Raw genomic sequence first — 14,223 nt, forward strand, 5'->3', positions numbered from 1 at the left:
CGTCAGCTCTGGCGGCGCGCCATGAAGGCCAGCCGTTCGAACATCATCACGTCCTGCTCGTTCTTGAGCAGCGCGCCATGCAGCGGAGGGATGGCGGCGTTGGGATTGCTGTCCTGCAGCACCTCGACGGGCATGTCTTCGTTGAGGAGCAGCTTGAGCCAGTCGAGCAGTTCGCTGGTCGACGGCTTCTTCTTGAGGCCGGGGACTTCGCGGATTTCGTAGAATATATCCATCGCCTTGGTGACGAGGTTCTTCTGGATTCCGGGATAGTGGACCTCGATGATGTCACGCATCGTCTCGCGGTCGGGGAACTTGATGTAGTGGAAGAAGCAGCGGCGCAGGAATGCGTCGGGCAGTTCCTTCTCGTTGTTCGAGGTGATGACGACGATCGGACGTTCCTTGGCCTCGATCCGCGTGTGCGTTTCGTAGACGTCGAAACTCATGCGATCGAGTTCCTGCAACAGGTCGTTCGGGAACTCGATGTCGGCCTTGTCGATCTCGTCGATGAGCAGGACGGGCAGTTCAGGGCTGGTGAAGGCCTCCCACAGCTTGCCCTTCTTGATGTAGTTCGAGATGTCGTGGACACGCTCGTCGCCAAGCTGGCCGTCGCGCAGGCGGGCCACGGCGTCGTATTCGTAAAGGCCCTGTTGCGCCTTGGTCGTCGACTTGACGTTCCATTCGATCAGCGGCGCATTGAGGGCCTTGGAAATCTCGTGCGCAAGGACCGTCTTGCCCGTGCCTGGCTCGCCCTTGACCAGCAACGGGCGGCGCAGCGTGACTGCTGCATTCACCGCGACCTTGAGGTCTTCGGTAGCGATGTAGGAGCTGGTACCTTCAAAACGGGACTGGTCGGACATCGGTTTTCCCTTGCAACTTTACGTTAGCGTTAGGGTGCGTCGACGCTAAGGGCAAGAGCCAGTTGCTTCCCCTGAGCGGTACGCCGCCCGGCTTAACCGTCATCCGCCAGGATGCGCCGCTTTACCGCGTGTATTCCAAGCCAGATCGTAGCCATGAAGACGGGAACGGCCCAAGCCTTGATCATGGCATGGGTTGGCAAGCCCTGATGCTCGTCCATCGCGTCGAGGACATATCCCAACAGGCCAACACCATAGTAGGCGAGGGCAAAGATCGACAGGCCTTCGACAAGTTGCTGCAGGCGCATCTGGCGCTGTGACGTTCGCTCCATTGATCCCAGCAGTCGCGCGTTCTGGTTTTCGATGCGTGTTTCCACACGTGCTCTCAGCAGCGCTGTCAGGTTCGCCGCCCGCTGCGAGAGGATGAGCAGGCGATCGCGGTGCGCCGCGCAGGTACGCACGGCGGGCATAAGCCTGCGGCGAGTGAAACTGGTGAGCGACTGGTGATTGCCGATCGGCTCGGGGGCAAGATCCTCGAGCCGCTCGGAGACCAGCTCGGCATAGGCGCGCGTAGCATCGAGCCGATAGCCAACCTCATTCGTCAGGTTGGCAATGTTCAAGGAGAGTTCGGAAACTCCTTCGAGGAGGTCGTCGTCATTCGTGGCGGGGTCCGAGACGCGTTCGGCGATACGACCCAGTTCTGCTTCCGCACCGTCCAGTTCTGCCCATTGGCGACGCACTGTCGGCAGGGCGAGAAGGGCAAGATTGCGATAGTTTCCCAGTTCCTGGAGTTGCTGGACTATCCGCGAAATCGTCCCCGCTTCGGCACCGCACGTCGCCACCAGCACGCGGCCATACCGGCGTTCGTGGAGTCTGAAATCGGACCAGAAGCGCATAGCGCCGCCAATCTGCGAGGAAACGAGTTCCCCGTCGTTGAATTTGAGTCCGGGCAAGATGGAATGCGCATCCCGTTCGCTCGCCACCAGGATGATTTCGGTCGCACGCAGGACCTTGCCGGGCAAGGAGTCCAGTTTTCTCAGGGTATCATCCAGCGCCAATTTTTCCGGGGCGCCATCATGGAAAACTGTGATCGTCGAGCCTTCGGTATGTCGTTCCCAAGTGAACGGCGTACCACCCGGAAGAGAGCCCGAAACATGGCGACAGGTCGGGTCCAGCGGTGCCGAACTATCGAGCCACCTACCTACAAGCTCGTTTTCTGCATCTCGTTCTTCGGGTGCAACAATCCTGAGATTTTGGAGGAGATACGCAGGAGCGTTCAAGGGCGGCCACCGGCGAAGGTGCATTTCCGTGTTTATCTGCTGCCGTAGTTCGTGCTCGCGCAAGCGCGGACCCTCCTCATATTAGCATATCCTAACATACGTTGGGACATCATGCGAGGGTCACGGCTTCGCGCCAGAAGATCGATGCAGCAATTGTGCTTCGGAGCAATTCCGAATGCGAGGACCCGATTATCGCGAGAGGTCTATTCCACAGGGGTCGTGGTTTGGGGGTCGGATGCAAACTTCTTGGCCGCGTCGGCGAGCGCTGGAGAGAAGGTGCCAAGCAGATCGACAAACGCGCGCATCACCAGTTCATCAAGCGTCGATCATTTCGCGGTCGAACTCGCCCGCGTTGTTCTGGATGAAGTTGAAACGATGCTCGGGATTGCGGCCCATGAGCTGGTCGACCAGTTCCTTGACCACTGCACGCTGTTCGAATTCCTGCGGCAGGGTGATGCGGATGAGGCTGCGGCTTTCCGGGTTCATCGTGGTTTCGCGCAGCTGGCCGGGGTTCATTTCACCCAGGCCCTTGAAGCGCGCAACCTCGACCTTCTTGCCCTTGAAGACCGTCTCTTCCAGCTCCTTGCGGTGGATGTCGTCGCGGGCGTAGCGGCTCTCCTTGCCTGCGGTCAGGCGATAGAGTGGCGGCTGCGCGAGGTAGAGGTGACCATTGCGCACGACCTCGGGCATTTCCTGGAAGAAGAAGGTCATCAGCAGCGTGGCGATATGCGCGCCATCGACGTCGGCGTCGGTCATGATGATGATGCGGTCGTAGCGCAGGTTTTCCGGGTCGCAATCCTTGCGCGTTCCACAACCCATGGCGAGGGTAAGGTCGGCGATTTCGGTATTGGCGCGGATCTTGTCGGCCGTCGCTGACGCGACGTTGAGGATCTTGCCGCGGATCGGCAGGATTGCCTGCGTCTTGCGGTCGCGTGCCTGCTTGGCGCTGCCGCCGGCACTGTCGCCTTCGACGATGAAAAGTTCTGTTTCGCCGTCGCCTTCGCCAGAACAGTCGGTCAGCTTACCGGGCAGGCGCAGCTTCTTGGCATTGGTCGCGGTCTTGCGCTTGACCTCGCGTTCCGCCTTGCGGCGCAGGCGCTCGTCCATGCGCTCCATCACCTGTCCCAGCAGCGCCTTGCCCCGGTCCATGTTATCGGTGAGGAAGTGGTCGAAGTGGTCGCGCACCGCATTCTCGACAAGGCGCGCTGCCTCGGGCGAGGTCAGGCGATCCTTGGTCTGCGACTGGAATTGCGGGTCGCGGATGAAGACGCTCAGCATGACTTCGGCGCCCGTCATCACGTCGTCGGCGGAGATGTCCTTTGCCTTCTTGGTGCCCGTCAGTTCGCCGAAGGCACGCAGGCCCTTGGTCAGCGCGGCGCGAACGCCCTGTTCATGGGTACCGCCGTCGGGCGTCGGGACGGTGTTGCAGTACCAGCTGGTCGACCCGTCGGAGAACAGCGGCCAGGCAATTGCCCATTCGACGCGGCCCTGTTCTTCCGGGAAATCCTGCGAACCGACGAAAGGCTGCGAGGTGACGCATTCGCGCCCGCCGATCTGTTCGGCAAGGTGATCGGCAAGGCCGCCGGGGAACTTGAATACCGCCTCTTCGGGCACATCGTCGGTGGCGAGCGAAGGGGCGCACTTCCAACGGATTTCGACGCCGGCAAAGAGGTAGGCCTTCGAACGCGCCAGCTTGAACAGGCGCTTGGGGCTGAAGGCACGGTCGCCGAAAATCTCGGTATCCGGCACGAAGGACACGGTGGTGCCGCGACGGTTGGGCGTCGGACCAAGCTCCTGCAGCTTGCCGGTCGGATGACCCTTGGAGAATTCCTGCGCGTATAGCTGACGGTCGCGTGCGACTTCGACGCGGGTGTCGCTCGACAGGGCATTGACCACGCTGACGCCGACGCCGTGGAGGCCGCCGCTGGTGGCATAGGCCTTGCCCGAGAACTTGCCGCCGGAGTGCAGGGTGGTGAGAATGACCTCGAGCGTCGACTTGCCCGGATACTTGGGATGCTCGGCCACCGGGATCCCGCGACCGTTGTCGGAAATGGTGACGCGATTGTTCTCGTCGAGGCGCATTTCGATCCGGCTCGCATGGCCAGCGACCGCCTCGTCCATGGCATTGTCGAGCACTTCGGCGACAAGGTGGTGCAATGCGCGGTCGTCGGTCCCGCCAATGTACATGCCGGGGCGGCGGCGCACGGGTTCGAGCCCTTCGAGGACTTCGATGGAGGATGCGTCGTAATCGCCGCTGGTCGCGGGGGTATTGTCGAAAAGGTCGTCGGACATGGCTTCGCTATATCGTGGTGGCTCGCACCGCTACAAGCGCACGGCGCGGGTTATCCGCCCCCTCAGAAACGGGCGGGCGCTGCCTCCACGACGACCACCTCGTTCGCGCGCACTTCGCGCAACTCCATGGCACGTTCGACCACGCCCGAATTCTTGAAGCGGAAGGCGCCGTCGAGGCCGAGGAAACCGTCCTCGCTGCGCAGGCTCTTGATCGGGAATGCCTTTCCGACCTTCCAGTCACGTGCGACGCGCAGGGTCAGCAGGACAGCATCGTAACCGAGCGTTGCCACACGATAGGGCTGGCTGCCGAAACGGGCTTCGTAACTGTCGACGAAACGCTTGTAGCGGCTGTCCGACACGGCGGAGAACAAGGTCCCACGCATGGCGGAAGCCTTGGTGATCGAGCTTTCCCCGCTCAGGAGTTCGGTCCCCAGCAGACGTGCGGACCCTGCACCGCCAGGCTTGAGCACGCCGGCTGCTTGTATGGACAGTCGTGCGCCCTCGGCGATGAGAACCGCATCGTAGCCGCCCTTCGCCTTCATTCGCTGCGCTGCGCTGACGATCGAGGTGTTGCCGCGCGAATAGCGTTCGGTGTGCACGACCTTGCCGCCGAATGTCGCGACTGCCTGCTTCATCGCCGCTTCGGCGCGTTCGCCATATTCGCCGCCCGGCGAGAGAATGGCGAAGTTCTGCGAGCCCTTCGTCCGGGCATACTGGATGGTGCGCATGATCGACTGTTCGGGGATGTGGCCCATGACGAAGACGTCCGGTCCGCCGACAGTCGTATCGTTGGAGAAGGTGATGACCGGAACGTTCGCCGGACGAGCCTCCGCAAGGACCGAGGGCACGTTCGTGCCCAGCAGCGGGCCGAGGATCAGCTTGTTCCCCTCTTGCACCGCCTTCTTCGCCGCCGCCTGAGGTCCGATGGCCGTGTCGTAGGTCGTGATGCGCAAGTTGCTCGCATTGGTGTCGAGCAGCGCCATGGTGGTCGCATTGGCGATCGCCTGCCCGACGTTGCCGTTCGAACCCGTCATCGGGACGAGCAGGGCAATGCGATGGCGCGTTTCGTCGGTTGGCAGCGCCTCGGTCGGCTCACCCGTCGGCGTTTCTACCGGACCGGGCCTTTGTGCCCCCTTCGGAATGACGGCGCACCCCGCCAGCAGGGCTGCCAACCCCATCGTCACCATGGCTCGACGGTCGATAGTCCAGCGCTTCATCTTGCCGCGTCCCTTACATCTGTCCATTGGGGGAGGGTGAGCGAAAACGCCCCTCCCGAAAATAGCCTCGATCCGGGGCTCTATATCGTTGCCACCCCTATCGGCAACCTCGGCGACATCACCCTGCGTGCGGTCGATGTCCTGCGCCGCTGCGACGGCGTGGCTTGCGAGGATACTCGGGTGACTGGCAAACTCCTGAAACATCTCGGTATTTCAAAGCCGCTCTGGCGATACGACGACCACAGCGAGCATCGCGACCGTTCGCGTCTGGTCGAATCGATGCGGACGCGGGCAGTCGCACTGGTCAGCGATGCGGGGACTCCGCTGGTCAGCGACCCCGGATATCGCCTCGTCAACGATTGCCGGGCGGAAGGAATACCGGTCACGGCGCTGCCGGGACCCTGCGCGGCGGTAATGGGGCTGACCCTCTCGGGCCTTCCCAACGACCGTTTCATGTTTGCAGGTTTCCTGCCGTCGAAGGACAAGGCGCGCCGCGAATTCCTGGAGGAACTGGCCGGCATCGACGCGACGCTGATCTTCTACGAAACGGCGCCGCGCCTGCTGAAGTCGCTCGACGCGATCGACCATGCACTTCCCAATCGTGAAGTGGCCGTTGCGCGCGAACTGACCAAGCTGCACGAGGAAGCGCGACGCGGCATGCCGCCCGGCCTGATAGCCTATTACGATGCGCATCCGCCCAAGGGCGAAATCGTGCTGCTGGTAGGGCCACCGATCGAACAGGTGATGAGCGGCAACGATGCAGACATGCTGCTTGCCGACGCATTGACCACCATGAAGACCTCGCAGGCAGCTGCGCACGTCGCCAAGGTCACCGGACTCGACCGCAAGGAACTCTACAAGCGGGCGATGGAACTGCGCGGCGAATGAAGCGCGAGATTGCCGAAAGGAGCGGCCGCGACGGAGAGGCGAGGGCGGCGCTGTGGCTCCGCGCCAAGGGTTGGCAAATTCTCGACAGAAGGGTGAAGACCCCGGCGGGCGAAATCGACCTCGTGGCGAAACGTGGTCGGCTTGTCGCTTTCGTCGAGGTCAAATGGCGGCGCAAGCGGGAGGAACTCGACCTCGCAATCGATGAGCGCAGGCTTTCGCGCGTTGCGGCGGCGGTCGAGGCAGTCGCACATCGCTACGCCACCCAAGGCGAGGATATCACGCTGGACGTTATCCTGCTTGCGCCCGGCGCTTTCCCTCGCCACATCGCGAACGCCTGGCAACCTTAGGAGATCGGCATGGGCCTGCGCGTCGCGGTACAGATGGACCCGCTGGAAAGCATCAATATCGCGGGCGACAGCTCGTTTGCCCTGATGCTGGCAGCGCAGGCACGCGGGCACGAGGTGTGGCACTACGACGTCGCCTCGCTCGCCTACGAAGGCGACGGCACACCGATGGGCAAGATTACCGCCCATGCCGCGCCCGTCACCGTTCAGCGCGTTGCCGGGGATCACTTCAGTGCCGGAGAACGTCGCCGGATCGACCTTGCGCGCGACATCGACGTGGTGCTCATGCGGCAGGATCCGCCGTTCCACCTCGGCTACATCAGCGCTGCTTTCCTGCTCGACCGGCTCAAAGGCACGACACTTGTGGTCAACGATCCGCGCGAGGTGGTGAATGCGCCGGAAAAGATGTTCGTTCTCGATTACGCGCGTTTCATGCCGCCGACACTCGTCGCGCGCAGCCTCGACGACATTCGCGAATTCCAGAAGAAGCACGGCTCGGTCGTGGTGAAGCCGCTTCATGGCAATGGCGGCAAGGCGATCTTCCGCATCGACGCCGAAGGGACCAATCTTTCGGCGCTGAGCGAGGTCTTCAACCAGACCTGGCCCGAACCGCACATGGTCCAGCCGTTCCTTCCCGAGGTGGCCGAAGGCGACAAGCGCATCGTCCTCGTCGATGGCGAGGTTGCAGGGGCAATCAATCGTTTTCCGGGCGAGGGCGAGTTTCGCTCCAACCTCGCCCAAGGCGGCCATGCCGAGGCGACGCAGCTTTCGGAGCGCGAGCAGGAAATCTGCGATGCCATGGGCCCCGAACTCAAACGCCGCGGCCTGGTCTTCGTCGGCATCGACGTGATCGGCGGCAAGTACCTGACCGAGATAAACGTCACCAGCCCGACGGGGATCATTGCCATCGACCGGTTCAATGGGACTGACACGCCTGGCCTCATCTGGGATGCCATCGAGCGGCGGCAGGCGAACCAATAACCGACAAGCGCATTCTCAAGGCATGAACGCCTTCATCCTGAACACCATCGCCAGCGGCGGATACGTCGGCATCTTCCTGCTGATGGCGCTGGAGAACATTTTTCCGCCGATCCCGTCGGAAATCATCATGGGGTATGGCGGCGTGCTGGTGGCGCGCGGGCAGATGGCCTTCCTCCCGCTGCTGCTGATCGGGACAGCCGGCACGGTCGCGGGAAACCTCTTCTGGTACTGGCTCGGCCGGCGTTGGAGAGAGGAAAACCTCAAGGCTTTCATTATGCGCTATGGCCGTTGGCTGACGTTCGAGTGGCATGAATTCGTCGAAGCGCGGGACAGGTTTCGCCGAAACGGCGATTGGATCGTCTTCATCCTGCGCTTCTCGCCCTTCCTGCGGACCATCATCTCGCTCCCGGCGGGCCTGGCGAGGATGAAACCGTGGCGTTTCGTCCTGTTCACCTTCCTCGGCTCGCTCATCTGGAACGGCGCGTTGATCGCCGGAGGCGGGGCGGTTTCGGGCCTCATGGCGCGCTACGAGACGGCAGCGGGCTGGGCGGTCGGCCTTTTCCTTGCCGGTGGCGTGGTCTGGTACGCTTACCGCGTGATCACCTGGAGCCCGAGCGAGACGGGCGATTAGTCTTGCTCTCGCGGGTGGGCGTTGCGGTAGGTTTCCAGCAGGCTCGCGGCATCGACTTTCGTGTAAATCTGCGTCGAACCCAGGCTGGCATGACCGAGCAGTTCCTGAAGGCTGCGCAGGTCGGCACCCGCGCCGAGCAAGTGCGTCGCGAAGCTGTGCCGCAGGGCGTGCGGTGTGGCAGTATCGGGCAGGCCGAGTGCCTTGCGCGCCTGGGCCGTCGCCTTCTGGACCATGCCCTGCGACAGTGCGCCACCTTTCGCGCCACGGAACAGCGGACCATCGCTGGTAAGTCGCCAGGGGCACTTGTCGGCATAGGTGGCGACTGCGCCCCTGATGACCGGCAGCAGCGGCACCACGCGTTGCTTTCCGCCTTTGCCCGTCACGGTCAGCCGCTCTCCCAGTGGCAGGTCGCCACCCTTGAGGGAAAGTGCCTCGGCAATGCGCATGCCCGCGCCATACAGAAGGAGAAGCACGGCGCGATCGCGAGCACCAATCCACTCCGTGGCCGCCAACTCGCCGACCGTGTCGGCAAGGCCGACTGCATCGTCCGGCGTCACGGGGCGTGGCAGGCCCTTCTTGATCCGCGGGCCACGCAGGCGCGGGGCTTCTGCCCGCTCGCGACCGGCCTGCGCCCTGGCGAAGGACACGAAGCCCTTGAGGGCCGAGAGTTCCCGCGCAGCGGAGGCATTGGACAGTCCGTCTGCGCGGCGTGACGCCAGATGGTTGCGCAATTGCATCGCGGTGACGTCGGCGACGTCGTCGAAGCTGGTGAAGCCTGTACTGGAAAGCAGTCGTTCCGCCGCGGCTCCATAAGCCCGCACCGTGTGCGGCGAACGGCGCCGCCCGAGCGCGAGGTGATTGTGCCATGCCTCGAGCAGGTCGGCCTTGCTCATGACGTCACGAGGTCTGCCTGCACCAGCTCGCCCAGCAACGCATCGAGCAGCGGCATTCCCTGCGGCGTGACGCCAATGCGCCCGTGCGCCTGCCACGCAAGGCCGAGGTCGCGGTAGAGCGCCAGCTTGGCGTCATCGACAAGCGTGGCAGGCGTGACGCCAAATCGCCGCGCAATCGCTGCGAGATCGATCCCCTCGGCAAGTCTGAGGCCCATCAGCAAGGCTTCGGATGCCTGCTCCATCGTTCCGAGCACCCGCTCTTCCGCAATGCCGTGTCCGCGTTCGCTCACGGCTGCCAGGTAGTTCTCAGGCTTGCGATGCCGTGTCGTAGCAATGCCGTTGCGGCGCCCGTGAGCGCCGGGACCGATCCCCATGTAGTCCTGGTAACGCCAGTAGGTGAGATTGTGGCGGCTTTCCTCGCCGGGACGCGCGTGGTTGCTGACCTCGTATTCGGGAAGTCCTGCCGCCTCGGTCATCTCGCGGGTGAGGGCAAACAGGTCAGCCGCCCGGTCATCGTCAAGCGGATCGAAGACGCCCAGCCGGACGTCAGTGGCAAACCGCGTCGCAGGCTCGATTGTCAGCTGGTACAGCGAGAGATGGCCTGTTCCGAGGTCGAGGGCCTCGGACAATTCCTGGCGCCAATCCGACTCGCTCTGGCCCGGCCGGGCATAGATCAGGTCGAATGAGACACGTTTGAATGTGCGCTGCGCTACTACAAGAGCCTCTACAGCCTCTACAGCATCGTGCAGCCTGCCGAGAAAACGGAGCGTCTCGTCCCGCAGACTCTGTACGCCCAGTGACACTCGATTGACCCCGGCGGTGACCAGCGCGGCGAAATTGGCGGCTTCGACGGAGGATGGATTGCCTTCCAGCGTGATCTCGATCCCGTCGTCGAAACCCCAGATATCTTCGGCTTCCCGCAGCAACCTTTCGACCAGGCGCGGTGGCATGAGGGAGGGAGTTCCTCCGCCAAAAAAGATACTTGCGAGCGGTTCCTCAGAAGAAACCTGCGCCGCTTCGTGGCGCATGTCGGCCAACAACGCCGCCTCCCAGGCACCCATGTCAGCACTGTCACGGACGTGGCTGTTGAAGTCGCAGTAGGGACATTTCGCGAGGCAGAAAGGCCAGTGTATGTAGAGAGCGCGAGCCAAGATGCCTTCAGCCAATCTTAATCTTGCGGGCGGAATTTACGCGCCCATGGACGGGTCAAAAAAACGGGTCGCGTCGCTTGTCGGCGCGTTGGGATTGCTGTGTGCCACGGGGATCGCCGTGGCCGCAAGCGCATCGTCGCCGGGCGCGACGTCGGATCTGCATCTCGCGGCGCGGATGCTCAAGATGCATAATGACGAGCGCGCGCGCTTGAACCTGCCGAAGCTCAAGTGGAACGTGCATCTCGAGGACGAGGCGCGCGACTGGGCGCAGGAACTTTCGCGCCGGGGCAGGCTGGACCATGCCGACCGGGCGATCCGGAACGGCACGGGCGAGAATCTCTGGATGGGGACCGCCGGCAATTGGCCGGTGGAAACGATGGTCGGCATGTTCATCGACGAGCGCAAGAACTACCGGCACGAAGCCTTGCCCAACATCTCGCGCACGGGAAACTGGAAGGATGTCGGTCACTATACGCAGGTCGTGTGGCGCAACACGCAGGAAGTAGGCTGCGCAGTCGTCACTGCTCGTGGAAACGACGTCCTCGTCTGTCGCTACTGGCCCGCCGGCAATGTTTGGGGTCAGCGCGCCTATTGAGCGCCTAGCCGAATTGCTCGGCAACCAGCTTGGCAAAGGCATCGGCCCGGTGGCTGATGCGATGCTTTTCCTCCGGGTCAAGCTCAGCAAAGGTATGGGTGCGTCCGATCGGCACGAACACCGGATCGTAACCGAAACCCATGGTGCCACGCGGTGGCCAGGTCAGGGTCCCCGGAGCCTTTCCCTCGTAGATCGCGTACTCCCCGTCCGGCCACGCCAGCGCGAGAACGCAATGGAAGGCGCACGAACGGTCGACGTCGGCTCCCTTTTGCTGGAGCATCCCCTCTACCTTGCCCATGGCCATGTACCAGTCGCGGCCCGGATCGCCTTCGAACCACTGGCGCTCGGCCCAGTCGGCGGTGTAGACTCCGGGCCTGCCGTCGAGGGCATCCACCGACAGGCCGCTGTCGTCGGCGAGGGCAGCAAGGCCCGACGCCTCTGCCGCCGCACGGGCCTTGATCAGCGCATTCTGGACGAAGGTCGTCCCGGTTTCCGCAGGTTCGGGCAGGCCCAGCGACCCGGCCGAGATGCACTTCACGCCATGCGGATCGAGGAGAGCGGAGATCTCCTTGAGCTTGCCCGCATTGTGGGTGGCGATCACCAGCGATCCCGAGCCGAGCCTGCGGGTCATTTGCGCGTGGCCTCTTCCTGGGCCTTGAAGATCTGCGCGCAGCCGATCTGGGCAAGCCGTAGGAGGCGCAGGAAGCCTTCCTCGTCATAGGGAGCGCCCTCGGCGGTGGCCTGTGCCTCGGCAATCTTGCCGCCTTCGATCAACACGAAGTTCGCGTCGGCATCGGCGCTGCTGTCCTCTGGGTAGTCGAGGTCGAGCACCGGAGTGCCGTTGTAGATACCACAGGAGATTGCGGCCACTTTTGCAGTGATCGGGTCTTCCTTGATAGCGCCCGACTTCATCAGGCCATCGACTGCAAGCCGCAGGGCAACCCACGCGCCAGAAATGGATGCCGTACGCGTTCCGCCATCGGCCTGCAGCACGTCACAGTCGAGCGTGATCTGGTGCTCACCGAGTTTTTTCATGTCTACCACGGCGCGCAAGGAGCGACCGATAAGTCTCTGGATTTCCTGCGTTCGTCCACTCTGCTTGCCCTTGGCTGCCTCGCGCTGGCCGCGGGTGTGGGTGGCGCGTGGAAGCATTGAATATTCGCCGGTGACCCAGCCTTCGTTCTTGCCGCGCATCCAGGGCGGCAGACGGTCCTCGACGCTGGCGGTGCACAGCACCCGGGTTTCGCCAAAGCTGATCAGGCAGCTTCCCTCGGCGTGCTTGGTAAAGCCGGTTTCGATAGTGATGGCGCGCATCTCGTCGGGCGCGCGTCCGGAAGGTCGCATGTGTTTCTCCAGTGCAGGCGATTCTCGGGTCCGCGTTTGGCGCAAGGGTCTTGAGGCCGCAAGGGGAGCGGCTAGAAAGGGCGGATGAATTCACCCCCGCTCACCGACCTCAGCGACCGTGCACGCGAGATTTTCCGTCTCGTCGTTGAAGGCTATCTCGACAGCGGCATCCCGGTGGGCTCGAAGACCCTGGCCGGCGAGGGGGGGCTAAATCTCTCCCCGGCTTCGATCCGAAATGTCCTCGCCGATCTTGAGACGAGGGGGTTGCTGTCTGCCCCGCACACCAGTGCAGGACGCATGCCAACTGAAACCGGGCTGCGTCTGTTCGTCGATGCCATGATGCAGGTTGCAGAGCCTACACGCGAGGAGCGTGCGGCCATCGAGCAGCGCCTTTCCGAACCGGGGCCGATCGAACGGGCGTTGGAAGAAACGTCCGCGCTGCTGTCCGATCTCTCGGGCGCGGCCGGCATGGTCATGGTCCCGCGCCGAGAGCCGAGGCTTGCGCAAGTTTCGCTGACGCCGCTCGATGCCAGTCGCGTATTGGCAGTACTGGTGGGCGAGGACGGGCACGTCGAAAATCGGATTCTCCCGTTACCAGCCGAGGCGCTGCGATCGTCCCTGGAGCAGGTGAGCAACTATCTCACTGCCCGTGCTGCCGGGCGAACCCTTGCCGAGGCGGCTCATCTGGTCGAGAGCGAAATCGCGTCGGGGAAAAGCGCACTCGACGAAGCTAGCAGAGATCTCGTTCGGCGGGGCATAGCAACCTGGACGGAGGACGCGGCCAACCGCCCTGTGCTCATCGTGCGCGGCCAGGCGAATCTACTCGACGAAAGCGCCCTTGCCGATATCGACCGCGTCCGATCTCTCCTCGACGACCTCGAAAACAAGCAATCGGTGTCCGAACTTCTCGAACGCGCGCGGCAGGCCGAAGCCATGCGTATTTTCATCGGAAGCGAGAACCGCCTGTTCTCGCTTTCCGGCTCATCCGTCATCGCCGCGCCATACCGCGACCGCGAGGGCAAGGTGGTCGGCGTGCTGGGCGTGATCGGCCCGACTCGGTTGAATTACGCGCGCGTCGTCCCCATGGTGGATTTCACGGCCCGATCATTGGGCAAGAGAATAGGCTGACAGGGTTTTTCAAGTGATCGACGAGAACAAGGACGAACCGCGGACCAAGGCGGTCGACGAGGAAGTGGCGCGCGAGATGGAAGGCGTGCCCGAGCACATGCGCGACAATGGCGAGAACGAAGAGGGTTCGCTGGGCGAGGCGCTGGGCAAGCTCAAGGACGATCTCGAAGCCGCCATGCAGGACGTGCTCTATGCACGCGCGGAAACGCAGAACGTGCGCCGTCGTCTCGAAAAGGAAATCCAGGATGCGCGCAACTATGCCGCGACTGGCTTTGCACGGGACATCCTGAGCGTTGCCGATAACCTTGCGCGCGCTCTCGACCACATCCCCGACGAATTGCGCGAGAGCGAGAAGTCGAAAGGGTTCATCGCCGGTATAGAGGCCACCCAACGCGAGCTGGAGAAAGTCTTCTCGCAGAACGGCATCACCCGCATCGCCTCGACAGGCATGCCGCTGGATCCGAACCAGCACCAGGCCATGCTCGAAATCCCGACGGCAGATGCAGAGCCCGGCACCATCGTTCAGGAAATGCAGGCCGGCTACATGATCAAGGATCGCCTGCTTCGTCCGGCAATGGTCGGCGTCGCAAAGAAGCCTGACTGATCCCCTACAGAAGGGAATTCC

At 63.1% G+C, this 14,223-nt stretch carries 15 protein-coding genes; 7 read left to right on the forward strand and 8 right to left on the reverse strand.

What is annotated here, in order from left to right:
* Nucleotides 1-2: 2 nt before the first annotated feature.
* From IRL76_RS05470 to IRL76_RS05485, 4 genes are all read right to left on the reverse strand, one after another.
* The gene (locus IRL76_RS05470) at nt 3-857 is read right to left on the reverse strand and encodes an AAA family ATPase (protein WP_200983779.1); all 855 of its coding nucleotides are present in this window, start codon (nt 855-857) and stop codon (nt 3-5) included.
* 92 nt (nt 858-949) lie between these two features.
* Nucleotides 950-2,197 (reverse strand): DUF3422 domain-containing protein, encoded by a 1,248-nt coding sequence (locus tag IRL76_RS05475; protein ID WP_246450014.1) that lies wholly within the window; start codon nt 2,195-2,197, stop codon nt 950-952.
* 252 nt (nt 2,198-2,449) lie between these two features.
* Nucleotides 2,450-4,426 (reverse strand): DNA topoisomerase IV subunit B, encoded by a 1,977-nt coding sequence (parE, locus tag IRL76_RS05480; protein ID WP_200983780.1) that lies wholly within the window; start codon nt 4,424-4,426, stop codon nt 2,450-2,452.
* 62 nt (nt 4,427-4,488) lie between these two features.
* Nucleotides 4,489-5,643, reverse strand: coding sequence for a penicillin-binding protein activator (locus IRL76_RS05485; protein ID WP_200983781.1), 1,155 nt, complete (start codon nt 5,641-5,643; stop codon nt 4,489-4,491).
* Nucleotides 5,644-5,679: 36 nt separating this feature from the next.
* Here IRL76_RS05485 and rsmI point away from each other — a divergent pair, with 36 nt between their 5' ends.
* Genes rsmI through IRL76_RS05505 form a run of 4 tightly spaced genes read left to right on the forward strand, consistent with a single transcriptional unit; the run spans nt 5,680 to nt 8,487 of the window.
* Entirely contained in the window at nt 5,680-6,531 is an 852-nt protein-coding gene (rsmI, locus tag IRL76_RS05490; RefSeq protein WP_200983782.1) for a 16S rRNA (cytidine(1402)-2'-O)-methyltransferase, read from the forward strand.
* Nucleotides 6,528-6,878: a YraN family protein gene (locus IRL76_RS05495; RefSeq protein ID WP_200983783.1), complete on the forward strand. Its 351-nt coding sequence runs from the start codon at nt 6,528-6,530 to the stop codon at nt 6,876-6,878. Before rsmI ends, IRL76_RS05495 begins: the two co-directional genes overlap by 4 nt.
* Nucleotides 6,879-6,887: 9 nt before the next feature.
* The gene (gene gshB / locus IRL76_RS05500; protein WP_200983784.1) at nt 6,888-7,856 is read left to right on the forward strand and encodes a glutathione synthase; all 969 of its coding nucleotides are present in this window, start codon (nt 6,888-6,890) and stop codon (nt 7,854-7,856) included.
* A gap of 22 nt (nt 7,857-7,878) precedes the next feature.
* The gene (locus IRL76_RS05505; RefSeq protein WP_200983785.1) at nt 7,879-8,487 is read left to right on the forward strand and encodes a DedA family protein; all 609 of its coding nucleotides are present in this window, start codon (nt 7,879-7,881) and stop codon (nt 8,485-8,487) included.
* Here IRL76_RS05505 and IRL76_RS05510 read toward each other — a convergent pair.
* Entirely contained in the window at nt 8,484-9,380 is an 897-nt protein-coding gene (locus IRL76_RS05510) for a tyrosine recombinase XerC (protein ID WP_200983786.1), read from the reverse strand. The two genes, IRL76_RS05505 and IRL76_RS05510, sit on opposite strands and share 4 nt — an antisense overlap.
* Complete coding sequence (gene hemW / locus IRL76_RS05515) at nt 9,377-10,531, reverse strand: radical SAM family heme chaperone HemW (protein WP_200983787.1); 1,155 nt, start codon at nt 10,529-10,531, stop codon at nt 9,377-9,379. The genes IRL76_RS05510 and hemW overlap by 4 nt, the downstream gene beginning before the upstream one ends.
* A gap of 46 nt (nt 10,532-10,577) precedes the next feature.
* Between hemW and IRL76_RS05520 the strand changes: the two genes are divergently transcribed.
* Nucleotides 10,578-11,126, forward strand: coding sequence for a CAP domain-containing protein (locus IRL76_RS05520; RefSeq protein ID WP_200983788.1), 549 nt, complete (start codon nt 10,578-10,580; stop codon nt 11,124-11,126).
* Nucleotides 11,127-11,130: 4 nt separating this feature from the next.
* On the opposite strand, the gene rdgB is transcribed toward IRL76_RS05520, so the two are convergent.
* Complete coding sequence (rdgB, locus tag IRL76_RS05525; protein ID WP_200983789.1) at nt 11,131-11,757, reverse strand: RdgB/HAM1 family non-canonical purine NTP pyrophosphatase; 627 nt, start codon at nt 11,755-11,757, stop codon at nt 11,131-11,133.
* The gene (gene rph / locus IRL76_RS05530; RefSeq protein WP_200983790.1) at nt 11,754-12,470 is read right to left on the reverse strand and encodes a ribonuclease PH; all 717 of its coding nucleotides are present in this window, start codon (nt 12,468-12,470) and stop codon (nt 11,754-11,756) included. The genes rdgB and rph overlap by 4 nt, the downstream gene beginning before the upstream one ends.
* Before the next feature lie 84 nt (nt 12,471-12,554).
* On the opposite strand from rph, the gene hrcA reads away from it, so the two are divergent.
* Both hrcA and IRL76_RS05540 read left to right on the forward strand, forming a co-directional pair.
* Nucleotides 12,555-13,598: a heat-inducible transcriptional repressor HrcA gene (gene hrcA / locus IRL76_RS05535; protein ID WP_200983791.1), complete on the forward strand. Its 1,044-nt coding sequence runs from the start codon at nt 12,555-12,557 to the stop codon at nt 13,596-13,598.
* Between the two features lie 16 nt (nt 13,599-13,614).
* A complete protein-coding gene (locus tag IRL76_RS05540; protein WP_246450069.1) occupies nt 13,615-14,202 on the forward strand; it encodes a nucleotide exchange factor GrpE in 588 nt (195 codons plus the stop codon).
* Nucleotides 14,203-14,223 lie beyond the last annotated feature (21 nt).

It is taken from the genome of Qipengyuania soli, from assembly GCF_015529805.1.
Taxonomy (GTDB): Bacteria; Pseudomonadota; Alphaproteobacteria; order Sphingomonadales; family Sphingomonadaceae; genus Qipengyuania; species Qipengyuania soli.

Bases quoted from the DNA above. Each gene is read 5' to 3' on its own strand.
- IRL76_RS05470 (WP_200983779.1), bottom strand. From the start codon at position 857: ATGTCCGACCAGTCCCGTTTTGAAGGTACCAGCTCCTACATCGCTACC.
- parE (WP_200983780.1), bottom strand. From the start codon at position 4,426: ATGTCCGACGACCTTTTCGACAATACCCCCGCGACCAGCGGCGATTAC.
- IRL76_RS05485 (WP_200983781.1), bottom strand. From the start codon at position 5,643: ATGAAGCGCTGGACTATCGACCGTCGAGCCATGGTGACGATGGGGTTG.
- IRL76_RS05495 (WP_200983783.1), top strand. From the start codon at position 6,528: ATGAAGCGCGAGATTGCCGAAAGGAGCGGCCGCGACGGAGAGGCGAGG.
- gshB (WP_200983784.1), top strand. From the start codon at position 6,888: ATGGGCCTGCGCGTCGCGGTACAGATGGACCCGCTGGAAAGCATCAAT.
- IRL76_RS05505 (WP_200983785.1), top strand. From the start codon at position 7,879: ATGAACGCCTTCATCCTGAACACCATCGCCAGCGGCGGATACGTCGGC.
- IRL76_RS05510 (WP_200983786.1), bottom strand. From the start codon at position 9,380: ATGAGCAAGGCCGACCTGCTCGAGGCATGGCACAATCACCTCGCGCTC.
- IRL76_RS05520 (WP_200983788.1), top strand. From the start codon at position 10,578: ATGGACGGGTCAAAAAAACGGGTCGCGTCGCTTGTCGGCGCGTTGGGA.
- rdgB (WP_200983789.1), bottom strand. From the start codon at position 11,757: ATGACCCGCAGGCTCGGCTCGGGATCGCTGGTGATCGCCACCCACAAT.
- rph (WP_200983790.1), bottom strand. From the start codon at position 12,470: ATGCGACCTTCCGGACGCGCGCCCGACGAGATGCGCGCCATCACTATC.
- hrcA (WP_200983791.1), top strand. From the start codon at position 12,555: ATGAATTCACCCCCGCTCACCGACCTCAGCGACCGTGCACGCGAGATT.